A 22,954-nucleotide genomic window follows, 5' to 3' on the forward strand; every position below is an offset into this window, starting at 1 on the left:
TACTTGACCAGATGCCGTGTGCCACGGCAACCCATCCCCTCTGCTTCCCGTACCGCGGCGCCCTGTTGTCGTGTTCATACCGCGATTCCTGCCAAGGTCGCATAGTGAGAGACAACGCAACGCGCCATCATGAAACCGGTTTCATAAATACATGCCGATCACGAGGGTGCCTCAATGCTGGGAGTTCGGGAGAAGCTGAGCTACGGAATGGGTGACTTTGCCAGCGCCTTTACCTGGGCTTCGCTGTCATTGTATCTGATGTATTTCTACACCGACGTGTTCGGCATCAGTCCGGCGCTGGTCGGTACGCTGTTTCTGGTGACCCGATTGTGGGACGCCATCACCGACCCGGCCGTGGGTCTGATGGCTGATCGTACCCGCACCCGCTTTGGCCGCCTGCGCCCCTACCTGCTGTTTTTTTCGCTGCCGCTCGGGGCGATGCTGGCACTGACCTTTACCACGCCGGCACTGAGTGAGAACGGCCGCATCATCTACGCCTTCGCGACCTACATCGCCCTGATGGGGCTTTATACCCTGGTCAATATTCCCTATTCGGCGCTGCCGGTATCGATGACGACCGACAACGACGAGCGACGCCAGCTGACCAACTACCGCATGCTGCTCTCCTACATTGCTTTTGTGCTGATCAGCTATGGCACGCTGCCGCTGGTGGATTTTCTGGGCAACGGCGACGAGCAGCGCGGCTTTGCACTGACCTATGCCGTCTATGGCGTCATCACCTTTGTCGTCTTTTTGCTGACCTTCAAGGGCGTGCGCGAGCGCTACGTGGAAGGTGACAGCGCCAGCAACCCGTTGAAAAGCTTTGCTCACATTGGGCGCGCCCGGCCGTTCTGGATCATGTTTGCCACCAGCATCCTGATTTTCACCCTCATGCTAATGCCGGACTCGGCAGCCATCTACTTCTTCAAGTACTACCTGGGTGAAGCATCTTCAGTGTCGCTGTTTCTGGCCATGGGTTACGCCAGTATGGTGGCAGGCGTGATCTTCAATCAGCTGGTGATGCGCCGCTTTTGCAAACGCCGCGTCATGATCGGCGCCAACCTTGCCTACGGCGTCGCCCTGGCAAGTTTTTTCGTGGCCGCCGACCATGGCCCGGCGTTCTACTTTGCCGCTTTCATGGCTGCCAAGTTCATCAACGGCATCATCGCGCCCACCATGTGGGCGATGGTCGGTGATATCGCCGATTACGTGGAATACAAAAGCGGCCGCCGGGCGACCGGCACCACCACCAGCGCGGTCACCTTCAGCCAGAAATTCGGCATGAGCATCGGCGGGCTTTTGACCGGTGTGCTGTTCAGCACCTATGGCTACACCCCCAATGCCTCGCAGAGCGAGACCGTGCTGGTACTGATCAAATCCATGATGAGCGTGCTGCCGGCCGTGGGCGCGTTCGGGGTAGCGGTGCTGATGCTGATCTACCCGCTGGGGGACCGCCGCATGGCCGAAATCCGTACCGCCAAACCGACAGCAGCCTGACCCTCACCTCCCATCCATTCAACCCACAAGGAAGCCACTGCATGAGCAACCTGAAGACACTGATCGAACAAATGACGCTGGAGGAGAAGGCCGGCCTGTGCTCGGGTGATAACTTCTGGCGCACAAAAGTCGTTGAACGCCTGGGCATCCCGGCGATCAATCTTTCCGACGGACCACACGGACTGCGCGCTCAGGGCGAGGAGCAGGACCATCTGGGCGTCAATGACAGCAAGCCGGCCACCTGCTTTCCGACCGCGGCAGGCCTTGCCAGCTCGTGGAGTGTCGAACGGCTTGAACAGCTCGGCGCCGCGCTGGGCGATGAGGCACAGACAGAAGGGCTGCATGTGGTACTGGGCCCCGGGGCCAACATCAAGCGCTCGCCGCTGTGCGGGCGCAATTTCGAATACTTCTCCGAAGACCCGATGCTCTCCTCGCACCTGGCGGCCGCCCACATCCGCGGCACCCAGTCGCGTGGCGTGGGCAGCTCGCTCAAGCACTTTGCCGCCAACAATCAGGAGCATCGCCGCATGTCGGTAGATGCCCGTATCGACGAGCGCACCCTGCGCGAGATCTATCTGGCAAGCTTTGAACATGCCGTGAAGGAAGCCCGGCCCTGGACGGTCATGTGCGCCTATAACCGGCTTAACGGCGAGTACTGCAGCGAACATTCGCGGCTGCTGACCGATATCCTGCGCGATGAATGGGGCTTTGAAGGCTTTGTGGTCTCTGACTGGGGCGCCGTCAACGAGCGCGTCCCGGGGCTTGAGGCCGGCATGGAGCTCGAAATGCCGGCCTCCGGCGGCGAGCGCGACGCACAGATCGTTGCGGCAGTAAAAGAGGGCCGGCTGGAGGAAGCGGTACTGGATCGCGCCGTCGAGCGTCTGCTGCGCATTACCTTCAGGGCGCATGATGCCCGCAAGGACAGCGCTGAATTCGATGCCGAGGCCCATCACCAGCTGGCCCGCCACATCGCACGCGACAGCATGGTGCTGCTGCAAAACGATGGCACCCTGCCATTGTCCAACGAGCATCGTGTGGCGGTGATCGGCGAATTTGCCGAACGTCCGCGCTATCAGGGCGGCGGCAGCTCACACGTCAACGCCACCCGCGTCGAAACCCTGCTGGAAGCCCTCAGGTCCCGGGACGCAAGCCTTGACTATACAAAAGGCTTCGAGATCGACCGCGATGCGCCCGATCAGCAGCTCGAGCAGGACGCAGCGACCGCCGCAAGCCACGCCGACGTTGCCGTACTCTGTCTGGGGCTGCCCGAGCGTCACGAGTCCGAAGGCTATGACCGCACGCATCTGAACCTGCCGGCCAACCAGCTCGCCCTGATCGAGGCGGTGGCCCGCGTTCAGCCCAATACCGTGGTGGTGCTGGCCAACGGCTCGCCGATCGCAATGCCCTGGGTCGGTCAGGTCAGCGCCATTCTGGAAGGCTATCTGGGCGGACAGGCCGTCGGCGCGGCCCTGGCCGATCTGCTTTATGGCGAGGTTTCGCCGAGCGGCAAGCTGGCTGAAACCTTCCCGCAGCGGCTGGAGGACACACCGGCCCATCTCAACTTCCCCGGTGAGGGCGATGTGGTGCGTTATGGCGAAGGTATTTTTGTGGGCTATCGCCACTATGACACGCTGGGCACCGAACCCCTGTTTCCCTTCGGTCACGGCCTGAGCTATAGCCGCTTTGACTACGCCAACCTGACGCTCTCTGCCAGCGACTTCGACGGTCAGGGCAGTCTGACGATCAGTTGCGATATCACCAACAGCGGCGAGCGGGAGGCCAGTGAGATCGTGCAGCTTTATCTGAGCGATCAGACGCAGACTGTGCCGGTGGCGACGCAGGCCCTGCGCGGCTTCGATCGGGTAGCGCTTGCACCGGGCGAGACCGCACGGGTCGAGCTGAGGCTTACGCGGCGGGATTTCTGCTGGTACGACGCGCAGCGTGGCGACTGGCGCCTGCCCACCGGCACCTTTGAGGTCCGCATCGGCGCGTCTTCGCGCGATATCCGTCTGAGTCAAACCCTTGACGTGCAGGGCGATGACGTGGCGCTGCCGGTGATCGATCGCAATACCCTGCTGGGCGATCTTCAGCGCCGTGAGGACGCCACCCGGGTGCTGCGCCAGCATCTTGCCGACATTGCCGATGAACTGCCGATGCTCAATGATCTGATGGCGCGCGAAGGCGGTGATGACCTGATGAATGCCATGGGCCACTATCTGCCGCTGCGGGCGCTGGTGTCCTTTTCAGGGTTCACCGAGGCACGCCTTGAGAATCTGCTGAAGGATCTGAAAGCGCTGGCGTAACTGCAGAACAAACGTCAGGGACGCCTTGGGTTCTCTCCGAGATAACTGTATATTTAAACAGTATTCAGAGAGGGCTCGGGTATGTCAGGTGAATCCATTATCGGCCGCGGCGCCAGCGCCAACCTGCATCACCGCTTCGATCGCATCCGCATCGAGGCGGTCGATGACGGCTGGTGGCAGGACGATGCCCCCGTCAGTCGGGCTACCGAGGTCCGTCTGGAACACAGTCGAACGGCGATCTCGCGCAATCAGTCACCGGACATGCCCTTTTCACGCTCGCTCAACCCTTATCGGGGCTGCGAACACGGCTGCATCTACTGTTTTGCCCGCCCCTCTCATGCCTACTGGGACCTTTCCCCGGGGCTTGATTTTGAAACGCGCCTGATCGCGCGTACCAACCTGCCCGGCCTGCTGGCCGAGGAGCTCGCTTCCCCCGGCTACGTCTGCGAGCCCATCGCGCTGGGCGCCAATACCGATCCCTATCAGCCCATCGAGCGTCAGCACCAATTGAGCCGCCAGCTGCTTGAGGTGCTGCTGCGCCATCGACATCCGCTGACCATCACCACCCGCAGCACGCTGATTCTGCGCGATCTGGACCTGCTCACCGAGCTGGCAGACCTGCGACTGGTCAGGGTCTTTATCAGCTTCACCACACTGAACAATGAGCTCAAGCGGGTCATGGAACCGCGGGCAGCCTCGCCCGGTGCGCGACTGAAAGTGATCCGCACGCTGCGCAAGGCGGGGGTACCGGTCGGCATCATTACCGCGCCGATGATCCCCATGATCAATGACATGGAACTGGAGACGCTCCTGCAGGCCGGGCTTGATGCCGGTGCCACCAGCGCCGGCTACACCCTGCTGCGCCTGCCCCTTGAAGTGCGCCCGCTGTTTGAACAGTGGCTTCTCGAACATTTCCCCGATCGGGCAGCGCACGTCATGAGCCTGATTCGCCAGTCCCGCGGCGGGCGCGATAACGACAGCCGCTTTGGCCATCGCCTGCGTGGCGAAGGGCCCTTCGCCGATCTGCTGGCCCAGCGCTTTCGCCTGAGTATTCGCCGCCTCGGACTTAACCGACGCCGTGAGGAAGAGCGCCTCGACACCACACGATTTGCACCGTCCCATCAGCAGATCGATCTGTTTTAGCCACAACAATTCGAAAGGAGGCCACCTCATGACGGCTGCCCATGCCCACCCTGATCTGATGCTCGACATGCAGGACCCTGCGCTGCGCTATCACCGCTTTGGCTCGCCGCTGGAGGTGTTGCATCTGGAGCCACAGCCCGATGGCCCGCTGCCTCGGGAGCGGATGCGCGTGCGCATGCGCTGCGCCCCGATCAATCCTTCGGATCTGATCCCGATTGCCGGCGCCTATCGCCATCGGATCAAGCCTCCGCTGGTGGCAGGGCATGAAGGCGTGGGCGTGGTGACCCAGGCCCATGGTCCATGGCGCGCGCTCGAGGGGCGCCGGGTGCTGCCGCTGCGCGGCCCGGGTACCTGGCAGCAGTCGCTGGACTGCGATCCCCGTCTGGCGGTACCCGTGCCCGACGATATTCCCGATCATGTGGCGGCTCGGGCCTGGATCCATCCGATGGCGGCCATGGCCATGCTGCGACGCTGGCCGGTCGCCGGATGCGATGTGCTCCTGACTGCGGCCGGTTCAAACTGTGCGCGGCTGCTGGCGCAGTGGGCGCTGTGCTGTGGCGCCCGCTCGGTGACCGGTATCTGCCGCAGTGCCCATCACCGCAAGGCGCTGACCGACATGGGCGTTCACGTGCTGGATCAGGAAGATCACGCTGCCATAGAGGCTGCCGCCGCACACGCCCAGCGCCTGTTTGATGCCACCGGCGGACGACTGGCCGACCGCCTGCTGAGCCACATGCCGCCCGACGGTATATTGGTTACCTATGGACTGCTGTCCGGCGCGCCCATCAGTCCGTGCAGCATGAACGCCCGCGTGCGGCATTTTCATCTGCGCGATCATATTGCCGGGCTGAACCCCCATCAGTGGCAGGAAAGCTTTGAAACCCTCTGGGCGCTGCTGCGTGATATCGACATGCCCGCCACGCGGGATTTCAGGCTCACCGACTGGCGCCAGGCCCTGATCTGGCATGACAGTCATTCAAGGGTAAAACCCATGCTGATGCTGTCCTGATCATGTCGGCATGCCCTTCATGCCGGATCCCTATACGAGCTCCGGCATGAAAGGCAAACAGCAAGACAGACATGAAAAAGGGCCGCCCGGTCAGGCGGCCCTTGTGAGCGTCATCTGCCGCAGCGGTGAACTCAATTTCCGCTGATGGTCTCGACGCTGACCACTTCCGGCGGCTCGACCGGCGTCAGGCGACGCACCTGGTCAGGACGAATGCGGTGGCGATACTCAAGCGGGTCGAGCGACTGCGGCTGACCGGTCGTGAGCGCGCGCTCGATGGCGTCCAGAATGCGCACATCACGCAGCCCTTCCATGCCGTCGGCCTCGGGCGCGAGGTCATGGAGAATGCAGTGCGAGAAGTAGTCGGTCTGTCCGCCAAACTGCTCGACCGCGCCGGGTGAATGCGCCGTGGTCTCACCGTCAACGCTCAGGTCATAGTCAATCGACACGCCGGGGCCAAACATGTAGCTGGGGCGTGCCAACAGGGCGCCTCGCTCACCGACGACCGAAAAATGATTGTGCCCGCTGGTGGCATAGCTGACGAAGAACTGGGCCAGTCGCCCCCCAGGGAAACGCAGACTGACGGTCACGCTGTCATCGCAGGTGTAGTCGCGCCCCGGCGTGTTATCGCTCATGGCGCTGACCTCGACCGGCTCGGCACCGAACAGATGACGTACCGCGTTGATCGGGTAGGCCCCCATATCGGGCACCGGGCCGGCCCAGTAGCCGTGCAGGGCACGGTGGTTTTTCTCATTGAGATCCTGGGTCAGCTGGGAGGAGAACGTGCGCGGCGCACCAATGGTGCCCTCGCGCATGTACTGAATCATTTCCAGCGTGCCCGGCTCATGGTGCAGCCGGTAGGCAATCATGAGTTTGGCATTGCCGCGCTCGGCGGCCTCGATCATCGCCTGGCAATCTTCAATGCTGGTCGCCATCGGCTTTTCCAACAGCACGTGAATGCCCGCTTCCAGTGCCGGAACGGTGTCCTGGCAATGACGAAAGTTGGGTGTGGCGACGTAAACCGCGTCAATCTCGCCGGAGTTCAACAGCGTCTCGTAGTCATCGTAGCCGTAGACCTTGAGGTTGTAGCGTTTGCCCAGCACCTCGGCCTTTTTGGGGTCACCGGTGACCAGCGCCGTCATTTCCGAATTGTCGCTGGCCGCGATCCCCGGCATGAACGCGCCCTGTGAAATTTCTCCACCGCCGACCACGGCGTAGCGCACCTTTCCCTGTGCCATGAGAACTCCTGATGGGTTCGTGAATAAAAACGATCTCATCAAGCCTGGCGCAAGCCTTCGGTGCTGTCAGGTAGTGGTGCCATATTCCGCCATCCTCAGGCGCGTTTCAGCCGGTCCGGCTGACGCCCGTGTCCGGCCGGTCCAGACCCTCGATCACCACCCGGTTACGCCCGGCCGCCTTGGCACGATAGAGCGCGGCGTCGGCGGCCCCGAGCAGCACCTTGGTCTCCGAGGTGCCTGCGGCTCCCAGCGCCACCCCAACGCTGATGGTCATGACGCTGGCCGTGGTGCTGTGATGATGCACCAGCATCAGGCGCTGCACGCTAGCGCGCAGACGCTCGGCATAAAGGGCCAGTTCATTGCCGGAGAGGCCGGTCACGAAAACGGCAAACTCCTCCCCCCCCATTCGCCCGGCACGCCCTGCCGGGCGAGCGGCATCTGCCAGCGCCTGTGCCACGCGCCTGAGCGCCTCATCGCCGGCGGCATGGCCGTAGTGATCGTTATAGGCCTTGAAATGGTCGATATCGATCATGGCCATCGCCACCATCGCCCCCGGGGCCAGACGGTCGAGATCGCTTGCAAGGCCTGCATGGAATCCGCGTCGATTGGCCAGATCGGTCAGAGGATCCAGCGCGGCCAGCCGACCGAGCATATCGCGCTGTTCGGCCAGCTGGCGCTGGCGAAGCTGTTCACGCTCGACCAGCAGAAAATGCCGGCGGCGCTCGTTTTCCAGCGTCCGGTTGGCAAACATCGCCGGCCCCATGATCACGATGGCAATCATGACATTATGAAGTTCAAGCACCGGTAACCGGAGAGGCCCATAGGCAATCGCCATGCCCTGGATCAGCACCACAATAGTGGCAAGCCCCAGCACGAGCCGCAGGGGCAGCGCCATGCTGATCACCATGGCCATCAACACGGCGTAGTTGGCAAAGACAAACCCCAAAGCATTAATGGAATCGGAGCGCGTGATCAAAAGCGCCAGAAGCGACACGGCCAGCAAATGAAAACCACAGGCAACGAGTTGCTGGCGGATCAGTGAGCAGCGGGCATGACGAAGCCAATAAAACACCGCCATGCCTATCGGTAGCATGATGGCCAGGCGAAAGATCAGGGCCAGATGGCGCTGATCGGGCACGGCGAACGCGTCCCCGGGGGCAAAGGCCACATAAAAGCTTGTCCCGATGAGCACCGACATCGACAGGGCGCGGCGACGCGGTGCCAGCGTCATGGCAGCAAAGGCGCTTCTTCTGCCGGCCGGTATCGTGACCCTATCGAGGCGTCCTTTGCCTTCCAGCGCGCGGTCCAGCTCGGTGGCATCTTCCTGCATGGTGGCTTCCATTGTCCGCGGCACCGATCGACAGCTTTCGAAGTGTTCGTCACTGTTTAGAAGGTGGCGCCATCGCCTTGCCAACAGGTTGTCGCCACAGCCGGTGACTCAGGCAGGCCTGCCAGTCTTATCGACCGGGTGCCTGTCGGCTTGAGCATCAGGCGGCGACGTCTGCCCTCATGACAGGTTTCGAGACAGGCAACCGGGCAATCCCGAACCATGGCCACAAAAAAGCCCCGCTTAAAGCGGGGCAGGCCTCACGAAAAATCGGGTTTAAAACGTGTATTCGACACCGATGACGGCGACCGGGTAGATATTGTACTTGTTGAGGTCGTCACGCAGATCGTCTTCCTGATCACGCGCTTCCTGTTCGGCGATAGGGCGCACACCCGGAATATTGAGGGCATCGCCGCGAGGCGTCAGAGACACACTGGGATCGATCCAGAAGGCGCCAGCCTCGGCATAAAAGCCCAGTCCCTGCTTCGAGCTGTTGCGCCAGCCAATACCCAGATAGGGTTCGACACCATCGGAGAGCTTGCCGCGACCATCCAGGCGAGCGTCATCGGCGCTGATGGAAATTCCGCCGATGTCGTCAAATGTATCGTCACCGGTATAGCGACCGACCGCCTTGAGCTGGACATCCGGCTTAACCGCACCTGCCGAGATAAAAAAGCCGCTGTTGACCCACGGATAGACATCCAGCTTGAGGCTGTAGATGTCCATGTCGACCTCACCCTTGTAGGTGACATCACCGTTGGTGTGGTCCAGGTCATCATAGTTGTAACCGCTGTAGCCGGCCGTCAGTGCAAAGTGATCATGAAAGCGCCAGCTGACATTGGCGCCCAGACCGGTCGTACCGGCACTGCCGGCGACCGACCAGTGCTCTTCCGCCATGGCAGCGGCGCTGGTAGCCAGCAACAGGGATCCAGTGATGACGGCAGTAGCGATACGACGCATGATGTAGCCTCTCAAGAATGATCGAAGTTCCGGTGCGCCGATGAGGTCGACGTCATTTAATGACCACAAGTTTACGCAGGGCACCGGCAATCAATTGAGAGAAAAGCACCGTTTTGGATCTGTATTTCTCACGCGACAGCGCCGCCTGTCATTTCGAATGACGCCGGCGCTGCGCTATTCTTGAGCCTTCATGAGGCGAGCGGGAGTCAGGCAATGTCATCACTGCGCGATCAGTTGAGCCGCAAGGTGTATTCCACCGAAACCGGGGATATGCGCAAGCACGACGAGGACGATGATCAGAAAGCGCAGGAGGCCGCGCGCCTCGCCGGGCTGGATGGCATCGTGCGCATCAAACGCGAAACGTCCGGGCGCAAGGGCAAGGGGGTGACGACCCTGCACGGCATCCCCCTGAACACCGAAGAACTCAAGGCCCTGTTGCAGGTGCTGAAAAAGCGCTGCGGCAGCGGCGGGTCACTCAAGGACGGCATCATCGAAATTCAGGGTGATCATCGCGACACGCTGCGCGCCGAGCTGGAAAAGCGTGGCCATACCGTCAAGCTGGCGGGGGGCTGATCATGCAGATGCGTCGTTTTCGCCCGTTACTGGCGGTCGCCCCGCTGATGGTGACAGGCCTTTTGAGTGGCTGCTCCCTGTTTGCCAGCGGCCCTGACTTTGCCACGCTCTCGGGCGAGGCCATCAGCGATGAGCAGGCGCCGATTGCCGATGATGCCCGGCTGGAAATTCGACTGCTCGACCTCACTCAGGGGCGCACCACCATCGCCCAGGTCGATCAGAACACGCACGGGCGCTGGCCGGTGCCCTTCATGCTGCAGTATGACCGTCACTATATCGACAGCGATCGTCGCTACGCCCTGAGTGCCGCGCTGCATGAAGGGGACAACACGCGCTATCTGACCATGGAGCCGTTACCGGTGCTGACCGATGGCGCGCCCACGCAGCAGGTACGTGTGCCGCTGACGCCGGTCAGTCGATAGACGGCCTGCCCTGAGCGTCTGACAGCCCGGCCAGCAGGGCCGTCAGGCTCTCGTCGATGGGCGCCTCGCACTTGAGCGCATAAAGCGCATCGGCGCGAGTGTGTCCCCGGTTGATGCAGGCGATCGGCAGCCCCTTGGACGCGGCATGCCGGGCAAAGCGAAAGCCTGAAAACACCATCAGCGACGAGCCCACTACCAGCAGGGCCTGACTGTCATCAAGCATCGACATGGCCCGCTCCAGACGCCAGCGCGGCACGTTGTCACCGAAAAACACCACATCGGGCTTTAAAATACCGTGGCCACAGCGCGGGCAGTCCGGAAGCCGGAAGTCAGAGAAATCCACATCGTCGAGATAGGCATCGCCATCCGGGGCGATCTCGGCCTCCATCCCCACCCAGTCAGGGTTGAGGGTGGCCAGATGATCGTGCAGCACATGGCGACGCACCAGCAGATTGCACTGCATGCAGCGCACCAGATCGGCCCGGCCGTGCAGATCCACCACCCGCTGACTGCCCGCCTTCTGATGCAGGCGATCGACATTTTGCGTAATGATGCCCTCGATAAACCCCTGCGCTTCCAGCTCGGCCAGCGTGTGATGGGCTCGCCCGGGCGAGGCGTTCGCCAGCAGGCGAAAACCGACCAGGCTGCGTGCCCAGTAGCGCTGACGGCCGAGATGGCTTTTCATGTAGACCTGATGGGTCATGGGCGGCGGTCGTTTCCACTCGCCCCGTTCATCCCGATAATCGGGAATACCGCTGTCGGTGCTGACTCCGGCGCCTGTTAAAACGCATAGACGCGGGTACCGCCGTACAAGATCGATCAGTGCCTGTTCATCAACGCCCATCGGGCTATCTGTCACAACACTACTCATGCCCTCTCCTCACGACCTGCTGGCCGAACGTGGCGTTGGCCAGCAAAAACTCTGTCGGGCATGGATGCCAACCCGACAGAACGCTAGACTAAACCTCAACCTATCGGGATGACGTCATGCGCTGGCTGGAATATCTGCTTCCCCTGATTTTTCTGACCCCCCTGTTCGCCACCGCCGTGGTGGTCCTCGGACTGCGCCATCTGTTTCAGGACAAGCCCGGTTTTTCCCCTTCCGGCCACCGGCTTCGCCAGTCCGGCAATCGTTTTCGCGAACGCCTGGCCGAGGCGCGCGTCAAACTCTTTCTCGCCGGCGCCCTTGGGCCCGTACTGGCCATTACGCCACTGATCTATGGCATGGGCCGAATGCTGTTTTCGTCCTATCAGGACTGGATCGAATGGAGCATTTACGGACTGATCACCACGATCGCGGCAATGATCGTGGGCGCTTTCATGATGGCACTTTCCTACCGAATTTCTAATCTGCGTCTGCGGCTGGCCGGCGCCATGAACGTGGCGCATGACCTGCAGAGCCTTTTGCGGGCGCAGCATCAGGGGATTTGCATCTTTCACGATGTGCCGGCCGAGGGGTACACCATCGACCATGTCGTGGTCACCGAGCATGGCATCTTTTCACTGCTGGTCCGCACTCGTCACGCAGGCCCCGAAGCCGCCCTGGACAGCACCCGAACACTTCGACTCGATGGCGAGCGGCTTCTCTTTCCCGACCGGGAAGAAACCCGCCCCGTACGCGAAGCCCAGCGTGCCAAACGCTGGCTGCAGGAGCGCCTGAGCCGCGAATGCAAGCGGGAGGTGCCTGTTCAGGCCATGCTGGTCATGCCGGGCTGGCGCATCGAGCGGGTCCGAAACAACGAGGATGTCCGGGTGGTCGGCGACAATGAACTGGTGCACTTCATGCAGCGCCGCGAGCAGCCGGTGCTGCCACAGCCGCTGCATGACGATGTCATCCAGGCGCTGATCCGTCTGACCGATGACCATCAGACCCACCATGCGCTTTCTCCGACAGGCCCGTAGCCCGGCGCCCAGCGTGCGCCGTGACGCCGGCCTCACCCTCTTGATTACGACCACGAAAGACGATGCGCCCCTGCTGCCGGAGGCCACGGGCGCATCCTGCTTGACAAGGAGTACGCCATGAATGAGCCCGCCGGTGAGAGCATCACGACGCATGCGCCCGCGAGCCGCGCCGCCATTGCCTGGTTTTTTGCCCTTTCGGGCCTGTCCTTTTCCAACTGGGCGGTTCGCATTCCCGATATTCGTACCCTGCTGGACCTGTCGCAGTCCCAGCTCGGGGCCCTGCTGCTGTGTCCGGTGGTAGGGTCGCTGTGTCTGACGCTGCTGTCGAATTATCTCAACACCCGCTTTGGCAGCCGGCGCATTACGCGCGTGGCGGCCTGCGCCATCGTGGTGTCACTGGTGTTGATCGGCGCTGCCGTTTCAATGCTGACGCTGGGTCTGGCGCTGGTGGTCTTTGGTGCCGGCATGGGGCTTCTCAATATTGCCATGAACGATCAGGCCGCCACGCTCGAGCGGCGCTATCGACGCTCCATTATGTCTTCCTTTCACGGCCTGTTTAGCCTGGGCGGCATGGCCGGTTCCCTGATTGGCGGGGCGCTGGCCACGCTGGGGCTGACGCCCCGCTGGCATCTGCTGCTGGTCGCGGGACTTTTGATGGTGGGCATTCTGATCAGCCATCGCCATCTGCTGGCCCCGCCGCCGCGTGCCGAACGCCCTGTTGGTGCCCTGTTCGTGCGGCCGAAGGGGCGAGTCTGGCTGTTGGGTATCATCGCGGCGGCCGTGGTCTTCATCGAAGGGTCGATGGCGGACTGGTCGGCGCTTTTTCTCACCGAACTGGGCGCCTCGCGCGGGCATGCCGCCCTCGGGCTTGCCGTGTTCACCGGCACCATGGCCGTCGGTCGCCTGCTGGGAGATCGCTGGCTGGACCGGGTCGGCGCGATACGAGCCCTTGAAGCCGGCAGTGCACTGGCCCTGTTCGGTCTCGGGCTGGCCATTGTGGCGGCCAGCCCCACCGCGGCCCTGCTGGGGTTCGCGCTGGCCGGCATTGGCATGTCGACCCTGTTCCCGTGCCTGTTGAGCCTGGCCGGGCGTAACCGCGCCATGTCACCTTCGGGTGCCATCGCCTCGGTGGCCATGCTGGGCTATCTGAGCATGCTGGGCGGCCCGCCAATGCTGGGGTTTCTGGCCGAGGCCATCACGCTGCACTACGCCTTTATCGCGCTGGCCGTGGCCGCAGCGCTTGCCATCGCGCTGGCGCGGCCGGCGGCCAAAGCCTGAACCCCCACGGGCCAAGCGACAGGACAGTTCTGGCAATAAAAAAGGCCCCATCGCCGAAAGCGATGGGGCCTTTTAATAGCATGACGGTTCTCAGCGAGGCGAGGTGCCCGCTTCTCCGGCCGCATTATCATCAGGGCTGTCGGTACGCACCTCTTTACCGCTTTCGTTCTGCGCCAGGTCCCAACTGCCTTCTTCCGTCCAGGGATCGTGCCTGGGGAACTCCTCGATATTGATTTCAGGCTCGTTATAGCTTGGCTGATAGCGCAAATCATACTTGGCCGCACGCACCATCGAGATCATCAGCAGCAGGGCGATGGCAAGCAGCGGGACGCCACTGACGATACTGGCCGTTTGCAGAGTCTGAAGTCCGCCCAGAAAGAGCAGCGTCATCGGCAAAAGCGACAGTGCGAAGGCCCAGAACAGGCGATGCCAGCGCATCGGCTCATCTTCAAGATTCTTCTCGGACGCGGAGGCCAGAATATAGGCAATCGAGTCAAAGGTGGTTGCGGTGAAGATCGCCAGCAAAATCACGACCCCAAGAATCAGGATCCAGGAAAACGGCAGCTGATGAAGAACGGCGTAGAAGGCTGCATTGGCAGACTGGTTGTTCATGATGCCGACCACATCCAGCGTGCCGGAAAGCTGAAGATAGAGCCCGAAGTTGCCCAGAATAATGAAAAAGAGCGCGCAGCCCAGAGAGCCGAAAAAGATCGATCCGGCCACCATGGTCTTGATGCGACGTCCCTTGGAGATACGAGCTATGAAAAGTCCGACGGTTGGGGCAAATACCAGCCACCATGCCCAGTAGAAGATGGTCCATGAGCCCGGAAAACCGGAGTCTTCAAAGCCCTGAAGCCCACCAAAGGGTTCGGTCCAGGTCGCCATGTGCATCAGATTGGAAAGCATCATGCCGATCGAATTAAGCCCGGTATTAAGAATGAACAGGGTAGGCCCGGCAATCAACACGAAAGCAAGTATCACAAGCCCTAGCCACATATTGATGTCGGAGAGCTTCTCGATCCCCCCCTTGAGACCGCGCCAGGCACTGACGGCGAAGATGGCCGTAGTACCGAGCAATACCGCAATCTGGCTGGTGGTATTGGGTTCAAAGCCGAACAGATCCCCCACACCAATGTTGATCAGCGGTACCAAAATCCCCAGCGACGTGGCGCCGCCACCCAGCATGCCGAAAATGAAGAGCACATCGATGATGTTGCCCAGCCAGCCGCGGGCCAGCTTCTCCCCGAGTACCGGTCGGATAGCTTCGCTGATGCGTAACACCTTGTGTTTGCGCACGTGCAGAAAGTAGGCCATGGGCAGTGCCGGTACCAGATAGATCGACCAGGCGATCGGACCCCAGTGAAACATACCGTAGGTCGCCGCCCAGGTAGCCGCCTCTTCGGAAAAGGGCTCAAGATGAAATGGCGGGCTCTGAATGTAGTAGGCCCACTCGACCATCCCCCAGAACACGACGGCCCCGCCAATGCCGGCGGCAAAGAGCATGGCACCCCAGGAAAGCAGTGAAAACTCGGGATCATCGTCAGGGTCGCCGAGCTTGATCTGGCCTATATCGCTGAAAACGATATAGAGCATAAAGCCCAGCGAGGCGACTCCCATGAGCTGATAGGCCACGCCGAAGTGTTCGGTCACGAAGCTCTGGGCCGCTGCAACCCAGACAGCGCCCACTTCGGGAAAGACAATCAATGGGATGGTAACGACCAGTAACAGCAGAAGTGAGCCGAAAAAAATCGGCTTTTCGAGTTGAGCAAAAGCATTGCGCATAGCGGGTTCCGATATTGTTATCAGGCCAGAGACTGACTCGGTCCGCGGGAAGTAGGATCACCCGGCATGAGCGTCGCCTGTGCGCCGATGTTTATTGAACGGATATTCAATATAACCTATAACGCTGTGTTTTCAACTTCTTCGCTTTTATCCAAAAGATTTATAGTTACTGTTGCTGTCAATTTGAAGGCTACCATGAGCACTTGCCAGCGCATCATTCGAACCTGCTCTGTGGCCGTCTCAAATATAGATCAGGTTTATCCACACCAGACAGAACTGACTGATGAAGGCATGGCAGGTCAGGTCAGGTCAGTTGACGCTGAGGCAGGTATCACCGTGGATCAGCCAGACAGGCTGAACCACCTCGCTTTGATCGCAGTCACCGGTCACCATGCGGGCGGCCATGACGCCCTTGGCATGGCTGTCCTGATGAACCGTGGTCAGCATGGGTCGGCGATGCTGGCCTTCGGCAATCCCGTCAAAGCCGGTCAGCCTCAGCTGGCCGGGGACGGCCAGACCGCGCTGTTCGGCCAGGCTCAGCGCCGTCAGGGCAAGCCGGTCCGACATGCACAGCAACAGATCCGGGGCGGAGTCAGCCAGCAGCGCCTCGATGACGGGCGCTGCAGCCTCATAAGTATTGCCATCAACGTTCCATAGCGGCACCGCCTCGGGATCGTGGCCGGCCTCCATGAGTGCCTGGTCAAAGCCGGCCAGTCGCTCAATGGCCACCGAATTGGGCTCGGACCAGCGCAAGCACCGTTCAAGCCTGCCCCCGGGTGCCTCCAGGGTCATGCGAAGGGCCACGATGGCCGGGCGCTGTGCGCCGCCGGCCAGCGCATGACGCGCAATGCTCAGCGCCGCGTTGCGATGATCGATCTGAACGGAGGCCAGTCCCGGCAGGCGCATATCCACGGTCACCAGTGGCTGATGCTGATGTCGCAGCAGCGCCATGGTGCCCGCTTCAGGAATTGAGCCGTAGATCAGATAGCCATCGGCCACGCCGTTGAGCGAAGCATTCTGACGGTCGGTACGGGCGGCATCCGTCAGCAGCAGCATGTGATAACCACGGTCATCCAGTACCTCGGCGATTCCCGCCAGTAGATCGCCCGCCACACTATCGCCGAGACTGTACCCCAGCCCATCCGAGAGCATGACCCCGATAATGCCGGTGCAGCCGGTACGCAGCGTGCGCCCCTGGCGGCTTGGGCCGTTGTAGCCCAGCGCCCGGGCAGCCGCCAGGATCTCCTCACGGCGCGTGGCAGAGAGTTGATCGGGGCGGTTGAAGGCGTTGGAAACCGTCGCCGTCGACACGCCCAGATGTGCCGCGACGGCCTTGAGCGTCATCGGACGGGCCCGGCTCATGCCCTGCCCCGGGCCAGAATGCCCTGGCAGTGATGCATGGCCGGCACCAGTGGACGGTTCAAGGCGTCGTTAACCAGACCGCCGCATTACCGGCCAGCTGACCATGACTGATGGCATCCGTCGCGCTTTGCAGGGCGACCTGGCCCTCGGGCAATGCCACTGGGGTTTCCCCCAGATTGAGCACCAGAGTTACACCGCCATTGGTCAGGCTCAGCACGTCGCTGCGCGAACTCTCCTGCCAGACCAGCTCGCCGTGGCCCAGCCCGTACTCATGGCGCATGGCCAGCAGCCGGCGATAGAGTTCGAGCGTCGAGTCTGCATCCTCAAGCTGGCGATCGGCCGAGTAACGGGCATAGCTCTCCGGTTGCGGCAGCCAGCGCTCCCCGGTGGTGTTGAAGCCGAAGGCCGGCGCATCGGCGCGCCAGGGCAGTGGCACGCGGCAGCCATCACGCCCGATCTGCTCACCGTTGGTGCGATGAAACGTCGGGTCCTGACGATAGCGGGCCGGCATGGTGGTGTGGTCCGGCAGTCCCAGCTCCTCGCCCTGATAGAGATAGGCAGAGCCCGGCAGCGCCAGTGTCAGCATGATCAGTGCCCGTGCCCGGCGCAGCCCCAGCGCCTCGTCAGGCTGTTCGCCGTCGGCATCAATGCCGTTGGGCCGCTGGCCCGGATGTGAAAGCCCCAGCCGCGAGGCGTGACGCACGCTGTCATGATTGGACATTACCCAGGTCGTGGGCGCCCCGACCGCGCTGTAGCTCTCCAGCGAGGTATCGATGACACGGCGCAGCTTGTCGGCATCCCAGGGGGTGAGCAGATAATCAAAGTTGAACGCCTGCTGCATCTCGTCGGATCGCACATAACGCGCGGTTCGCGCCGGCGGATGCACCCAGGCCTCGGCGACCATCATGCGGTCGCGACCGAACTCGGTCAGCACCCGGTTCCAGCGGCGATAGATCTCATGGACCTCTTCCTGATCCCACATGGGCCCCCGATTGCCGCCCTCGATCATTTCCTGGCTGCCGTCCCAGTCCGGCAGTTCCGGCACCTTGATCATGCCGTGGGCGACATCGATGCGAAACCCGTCGACCCCACGCTCGAGCCAGAAGCGCAGAACGTTGTCGAACTCTTCCAGCACCTCGGGATTGCGCCAGTCGAGGTCGGGCTGGCGCGTATCGAACAGATGCAGATACCACTCTCGCTCACCCGGCACCTGCGTCCAGGCCGGCCCACCAAAGACACTCTGCCAGTTATTGGGCGGCTGCTCCCCGTGCTCGCCGCGCCCTTCCCGGAACATGTAGCGCGCCCGTTCCCGACTGCCGGAGCTTGATGCCAGCGCCTCCTGAAACCACACGTGCTCGCTGGAGGTATGGTTGGGCACGATATCCACGATGATTCTCATGCCGCGCTCATGGGCGCCTGACAGCATCGAATCGAAATCTTCAAGTGTGCCGAACAGCGGATCGACATCACGGTAGTCGGCCACGTCGTAGCCGGCATCGGCCTGCGGCGAGCGATAAAAGGGCGACAGCCAGAGCGCATCGACTCCCAGGTTTGCCAGGTAATCGAGCCGCTGAATAATACCGTTCAGATCACCGATACCGTCACCGTTGGCATCCATGAAGCTGCGCGGATAGATCTGATAGATCACGGCGTCATGCCACCACTGTGGCCGGGAATGCTGCTGAGTCATATGGGCTTCCGTCGTGTAGGGAGAAGTTCAGGACATTGTGGCTGACACTCTGGCTTCACTGGCGTCGACCGGTGGCAGTGCCCGGCCCTCGTGGTCAAACAAATGAGCCTGATGGGGGGCAAAGTCCAGGGTGACGCGCTCGCCGCGCGCAAAGGCACTGGGCGCCTCGGTACGACATACAAGAGGCTCACCGTCTGGCGTTTCCAGATAAAGGTAGGCTTCACTGCCCAGATATTCGACGTTGAGAATGTTAAATCCCACCGCCCCTGTTGCCGCTACCGGCTTCAGATGCTCAGGACGTACACCCAGCGTGACGGCGCCTCCTTCGCTGTCAGAATTCAGCTGACGCGACAGCACATGTTCACCCATGCCAGGAACGCTGATTCGACAGCCGGCACCGCCTTCGCGACGCGCCTTTACGGTGAGAAAGTTCATCTTTGGTGAACCGATAAAGCCGGCCACAAAACGTGATCCGGGTCGCTCATAGAGTTCACGCGGCGAGCCGGTCTGCTCGACGTGCCCCTCATTGAGCACCACGATACGATCGGCCAGGGTCATCGCCTCGACCTGATCATGGGTCACATAGATCATGGTGGCACCCAGGCGTTCATGCAGATGGGCGATTTCGTTGCGGGTCTGTACGCGCAGGGCGGCGTCAAGGTTGGAAAGCGGCTCGTCAAACAGCAGAATTCTGGGCTCGCGCGCCATGGCCCGCCCGATCGCCACACGCTGGCGCTGCCCCCCGGAGAGCGCTTTTGGCAGCCGGTCCAGCAGACCGTCAAGTTGCAGGATCTTCGCAGTCTGTCGCACTCGCTCATCGACGGTCTGTCGGTCAGACTTCGCAAGTTTCAGGCCAAAGGCGATGTTGTCGTACACGCTCATGTGCGGATAAAGCGCGTAGGACTGAAACACCATGCCGATGCCGCGCTCCGGCGGGGTCATGTTATTGACCCGCGTGTCATCAATCATCAGATCGCCATGGGTGATCGACTCAAGGCCCGCGATCAGGCGAAGCAGGGTCGACTTGCCACAGCCCGAGGGGCCAACAAAGACCACGAATTCACCATCACTGATATCGAGCGAGACATCCTCGATGACCCGGGTCGAACCAAAGCGCTTGTTGACCTTTTCAAGCGTCACGGAAGCCATGTCTACCTCCTGCAGAGCGGGCCACGCCAAAGCGTGGCAGGCGTTTCGATATCAGCCCTTGACGGCACCCGCCGTCAGACCGGAGACGATGCGACGCTGGAAGATCACCACCAGCACCACCAGCGGTACAGTAACGATCACCGAGGCCGCCATGATGGGCCCCCAGGGCAATTCATACTGGCTGCCGCCGGAAATCAGCGCGATCGCGACCGGCACCGTGCGCTGGGTATCGGTCAGCGTGAAGGTCAGGGCAAAGAGGAACTCATTCCATGCCGCAATGAAGGCCAGAAGCCCTGTGGTCACCATGGCCGGCCACAGCAGCGGCATGAACACCTTCGTTAGCGTTATCCAGGGGGAAGCCCCATCGACGATGGCGGCTTCTTCGAGTTCATCGGGCAACTGGCGCATAAAAGTGGTCAGAATCCACACCGTAAATGGCAGGGTAAAAATGGTGTAGCTCAGAATCAGACCGCCGGGCGAGTTGTAGAGATCAAGCGTGCGAATGACCTCAAAAAGCCCCGACAGCACCGCCACCTGAGGGAACATCGACACGCCCAGCACGATCATCATGACCATGGTGCGCCCGCGAAAACGCACTCGACCGAGCGCCCAGGCCGCGGTCAGACCCAGCAGCAGCGCAATGATCACCACGCTGACCGCCACGAGCACGGAGTTGCGGATGGCTGCCAGAAACGTGGGCTGAGAAAGCACCGCGGCGTAATTGAAAAAATCGATACTATCGACCCAGTAGCTCACCTCAAACAGCTCGCTTGAGGGTTTCAGTGAGGTCACGACCGCGTAGTAGAAGGGAAAAACGGCGTAGAGCACCAGCACGGCGACCAGCGCCCAGAAGCCGATTTTCAAAAGGATGGACTTCAGCATGCGCAGGCTCATTTACCCCCTCCCAGCCGATGGCGCCCGAGGTAGAGGTAAACCACCGTCACCAGTGCGATGATCATGAACAGAAGCGTCGAGGCCGCACTGCCATACCCCACATCCTGGAACTCGACCAGTTGCTGTCGAGCGTAGATCGACATGGTCATGGTCGAGGCTGCGTTGGACGTCAGCACGTAGATCACATCGAACACGCGCAGCGCATCCAGCGCCCGAAAAATCACTGCCACCAGCAGCGCCGGGGTGATCAAGGGCAGCGTCACGCGAAAGAAAACCTTCACTGGAGAAATACCGTCGACCCTTGCCGCCTCATAACAGTCGCTGGGCAGCATCTGTAGCGCCGCGAGCACCAAAAGCGCTACGAAGGGAGTGGCCTTCCAGACATCGACCATGATGACCGCCCACATGGAAAGGCTGGCATCCGCCGTCCATGACAGCGGTGTATCGATCAATCCGACCCCCAGCAGCATATGGTTGATGATGCCGAACTGGTCATTGAGCATCCACGCCCAGATCTTGGCCGATACCACCGTCGGAATCGCCCAGGGGATCAACATGGCTGCACGCACCAGAGTGCGGCCGCGAAAGCGGGCATTGAGCACCATTGCCACGATCACGCCCAGCACCGCTTCCAGTGACACCGAAATCAGGGTGAAATAGAGCGTATTCCACACCGACTGCCACCACAGCGGGTCGGCAAGAATGCCATACCAGCCGTTATCGAAAACCAGATAATTTTCGAAGCCAATGAACTGCGCGCCCCCAAGGCTGGACAGGCTGGCATCGGTCAGACTGAACCAGAAGGTACGCATCAGCGGCCAGCCGGCAACCACCGCCAGCCCGATCAGCATGGGCGTCAGAAACAGCCAGGCCGCACGCACCCGCTGGCGACGTACCCGGGTGCCACGCTCGCGATGCGGGCCTTCGGCCGATGGCCTTGATGACCCGTTACCTCCTGGGTAACGGGCATTTTCAGACGGGGCGTCGTTCGACTCTTGTGCGGCCATGATGTGCTCCTTCGAGCGTCTTACCAGCGACGACGTTTGATACGCTCAAGCTCACCTTCAAGACGCTCAAGCCCCTGATCGGCGGCGACATTGCCGGAAAGCACTTCATGCACCGTGTTAAAAAAGGCATTGGAGACGCGAGGATAGTTGTCGCCGGTGACGGCGGCCGGTCGCGGGACTGCTGAAGTGAAGGTCTCATAAAGCGTGCCGAAAAAGGGCACCGCCGCCAGTACTTCTTCATCCTGATAGAGCGCTGGCAGTGTCGGGTTGTAGGCGCCATCAATGGCGCGACGCTTTTGCTCATCGAGCGAGGTGAGAAAGGCGACCAGATCGGCGGCCATGTCGGGATGATCGCTGTAGCGCGATACCGCCAGATTCCAGCCGCCCAGCACTCCGGCACTATGGCCATCCTTGCCACCGGCAGGCAGGGGGGCGACATCGACCCGGTCACGAATGCTGCTCTGCTCGGACTGCACCAGATCCCAGGCGTAGGGCCAGTTGCGCATGAACAACGCATTACCCGACTGGAAGACGCCGCGCGCCTCCTCTTCGGTGTAGTTGAGCACGCCTCTCGGTGAGATATCGTCGATCCATCCGGCGGCCTGCGACAGTGCTTTCGCCGCCTGAGGGTTATTGACGGTAATTTTGCCGTCCTCATCGACGATGGTGCCGCCATCGGGATAGCTGGCGATCCACTCCAGCGCGTTGACGGTCAACCCTTCGTAGGCGCGGCCCTGAAACACATAGCCCCAGAAATCACCGTGCCCGGCCTTGCGCTCACCGGCCTGCACGGTATGCGCCGCATCGGTCAGTGCCTCCCAGGTGGCGGGGACTTCAAGGCCGTATTTGTCGAGCAGATCCTTGCGGTAATAGAGCACACCGGCGTCGGTGAACCAGGGCATTGCCACCAGCCTGCCATCGACGGTGTTGTTGTCGACGATGGCCTCAAAAAAGCCGTCGGTAGCACCTTTTGGCAGATGTTCATTTAGATCGATCAGATGGGGCGCCAGCATGCCGGGCCATACCACATCGATCTGAAACACATCGATGTCGCCGGAGCGCGAGCTGAGAATCTGCTGGTAAAGCGACAGCCGCTCGGTGGCCGAATTGGGCGTGGAGACAACCTCGACACTGTGGCCGCTTTTGGCCTCCCAGCGTTCAACCCCGGCCTTGCAAAGCTGCAGCTCGGCGCCCACGGCGCCACAGGAAATGGTGAGATCAGCCGCAGTCGCCTGCGAGACGACGCCGACGACCATCAACAGACAGCCTGCGGGAATCAATCCGGATTTCATGACAGCGCCTCCTGGGCGAACGCCAGATGTTTGGCTTAATCGTTTAAGTCAATCCGAAAAGGTACTTTTCGCCACACGATAGCGACATTGGACAATGGATTTATAACCTTTTGTCACAGAGACCAATGT

Annotated in this window: 19 protein-coding genes; 8 read left to right on the forward strand and 11 right to left on the reverse strand. The window is 61.4% G+C overall.

The genetic code is table 11. The features are described 5' to 3' along the window. Positions 1-174: 174 nt before the first annotated feature. The 4 genes from KSP9073_RS00395 (at position 175) to KSP9073_RS00410 (ending at position 5,952) form a co-directional block, all read left to right on the forward strand. Positions 175-1,497, forward strand: coding sequence for an MFS transporter (locus KSP9073_RS00395; protein WP_108840988.1), 1,323 nt, complete (start codon positions 175-177; stop codon positions 1,495-1,497). A 41-nt stretch (positions 1,498-1,538) separates the two neighbouring features. Continuing rightward, positions 1,539-3,800, forward strand: a complete 2,262-nt coding sequence (locus KSP9073_RS00400) for a glycoside hydrolase family 3 C-terminal domain-containing protein (protein ID WP_108840989.1) — start codon at positions 1,539-1,541, stop codon at positions 3,798-3,800. Positions 3,801-3,881: 81 nt separating this feature from the next. Then, positions 3,882-4,943 (forward strand): PA0069 family radical SAM protein, encoded by a 1,062-nt coding sequence (locus tag KSP9073_RS00405; protein WP_108840990.1) that lies wholly within the window; start codon positions 3,882-3,884, stop codon positions 4,941-4,943. Positions 4,944-4,971: 28 nt separating this feature from the next. Then, positions 4,972-5,952, forward strand: a complete 981-nt coding sequence (locus tag KSP9073_RS00410) for a zinc-dependent alcohol dehydrogenase family protein (RefSeq protein ID WP_207771382.1) — start codon at positions 4,972-4,974, stop codon at positions 5,950-5,952. A 131-nt stretch (positions 5,953-6,083) separates the two neighbouring features. Here the strand turns inward: KSP9073_RS00410 and KSP9073_RS00415 are convergent, their stop codons facing one another. The 3 genes from KSP9073_RS00415 to KSP9073_RS00425 form a co-directional block, all read right to left on the reverse strand. Next, the gene (locus KSP9073_RS00415; protein WP_108840991.1) at positions 6,084-7,187 is read right to left on the reverse strand and encodes a Gfo/Idh/MocA family protein; all 1,104 of its coding nucleotides are present in this window, start codon (positions 7,185-7,187) and stop codon (positions 6,084-6,086) included. A gap of 106 nt (positions 7,188-7,293) precedes the next feature. After that, positions 7,294-8,517: a GGDEF domain-containing protein gene (locus tag KSP9073_RS00420; protein WP_165814111.1), complete on the reverse strand. Its 1,224-nt coding sequence runs from the start codon at positions 8,515-8,517 to the stop codon at positions 7,294-7,296. Between the two features lie 273 nt (positions 8,518-8,790). Continuing rightward, positions 8,791-9,474 (reverse strand): hypothetical protein, encoded by a 684-nt coding sequence (locus tag KSP9073_RS00425; RefSeq protein ID WP_108840993.1) that lies wholly within the window; start codon positions 9,472-9,474, stop codon positions 8,791-8,793. Between the two features lie 213 nt (positions 9,475-9,687). Between KSP9073_RS00425 and KSP9073_RS00430 the strand changes: the two genes are divergently transcribed. Continuing rightward, on the forward strand, positions 9,688-10,047 hold the full coding sequence (locus KSP9073_RS00430; protein ID WP_108840994.1) for a translation initiation factor: 360 nt from the start codon (positions 9,688-9,690) through the stop codon (positions 10,045-10,047). Between the two features lie 2 nt (positions 10,048-10,049). Continuing rightward, entirely contained in the window at positions 10,050-10,469 is a 420-nt protein-coding gene (locus KSP9073_RS00435; RefSeq protein ID WP_108840995.1) for a YbaY family lipoprotein, read from the forward strand. On the opposite strand, the gene KSP9073_RS00440 is transcribed toward KSP9073_RS00435, so the two are convergent. Next, on the reverse strand, positions 10,459-11,340 hold the full coding sequence (locus KSP9073_RS00440) for an NAD-dependent protein deacetylase (protein WP_108840996.1): 882 nt from the start codon (positions 11,338-11,340) through the stop codon (positions 10,459-10,461). The genes KSP9073_RS00435 and KSP9073_RS00440 overlap by 11 nt on opposite strands. Positions 11,341-11,456: 116 nt before the next feature. On the opposite strand from KSP9073_RS00440, the gene KSP9073_RS00445 reads away from it, so the two are divergent. Together KSP9073_RS00445 and KSP9073_RS00450 are read left to right on the forward strand one after the other, a co-directional pair. Then, a complete protein-coding gene (locus KSP9073_RS00445; protein ID WP_108840997.1) occupies positions 11,457-12,371 on the forward strand; it encodes a nuclease-related domain-containing protein in 915 nt (304 codons plus the stop codon). Between the two features lie 117 nt (positions 12,372-12,488). Beyond that, positions 12,489-13,649: an MFS transporter gene (locus KSP9073_RS00450; RefSeq protein ID WP_108840998.1), complete on the forward strand. Its 1,161-nt coding sequence runs from the start codon at positions 12,489-12,491 to the stop codon at positions 13,647-13,649. A gap of 90 nt (positions 13,650-13,739) precedes the next feature. Here the strand turns inward: KSP9073_RS00450 and KSP9073_RS00455 are convergent, their stop codons facing one another. From KSP9073_RS00455 to KSP9073_RS00485, 7 genes are all read right to left on the reverse strand, one after another. Further along, positions 13,740-15,431, reverse strand: a complete 1,692-nt coding sequence (locus KSP9073_RS00455) for a BCCT family transporter (protein ID WP_108840999.1) — start codon at positions 15,429-15,431, stop codon at positions 13,740-13,742. A gap of 309 nt (positions 15,432-15,740) precedes the next feature. Next, complete coding sequence (locus KSP9073_RS00460) at positions 15,741-16,793, reverse strand: LacI family DNA-binding transcriptional regulator (protein ID WP_243409057.1); 1,053 nt, start codon at positions 16,791-16,793, stop codon at positions 15,741-15,743. Positions 16,794-16,851: 58 nt separating this feature from the next. Then, the gene (locus KSP9073_RS00465; protein ID WP_108841001.1) at positions 16,852-18,483 is read right to left on the reverse strand and encodes a glycoside hydrolase family 13 protein; all 1,632 of its coding nucleotides are present in this window, start codon (positions 18,481-18,483) and stop codon (positions 16,852-16,854) included. A 27-nt stretch (positions 18,484-18,510) separates the two neighbouring features. Further along, positions 18,511-19,632 carry an ABC transporter ATP-binding protein gene (locus tag KSP9073_RS00470; protein ID WP_108841002.1) on the reverse strand — a complete coding sequence of 374 codons (1,122 nt, stop codon included), beginning with the start codon at positions 19,630-19,632 and terminating at the stop codon, positions 18,511-18,513. 51 nt (positions 19,633-19,683) lie between these two features. Then, the gene (locus tag KSP9073_RS00475) at positions 19,684-20,514 is read right to left on the reverse strand and encodes a carbohydrate ABC transporter permease (protein ID WP_439330924.1); all 831 of its coding nucleotides are present in this window, start codon (positions 20,512-20,514) and stop codon (positions 19,684-19,686) included. An 8-nt stretch (positions 20,515-20,522) separates the two neighbouring features. Next, positions 20,523-21,533 carry a carbohydrate ABC transporter permease gene (locus tag KSP9073_RS00480; protein ID WP_108841004.1) on the reverse strand — a complete coding sequence of 337 codons (1,011 nt, stop codon included), beginning with the start codon at positions 21,531-21,533 and terminating at the stop codon, positions 20,523-20,525. Between the two features lie 20 nt (positions 21,534-21,553). Next, positions 21,554-22,825 carry an ABC transporter substrate-binding protein gene (locus tag KSP9073_RS00485; protein ID WP_108841005.1) on the reverse strand — a complete coding sequence of 424 codons (1,272 nt, stop codon included), beginning with the start codon at positions 22,823-22,825 and terminating at the stop codon, positions 21,554-21,556. Between the last annotated feature and the right edge of the window lie 129 nt (positions 22,826-22,954).

The sequence above is a fragment of the Kushneria phyllosphaerae genome, assembly GCF_900312995.1.
Classification (GTDB): Bacteria; Pseudomonadota; Gammaproteobacteria; order Pseudomonadales; family Halomonadaceae; genus Kushneria; species Kushneria phyllosphaerae.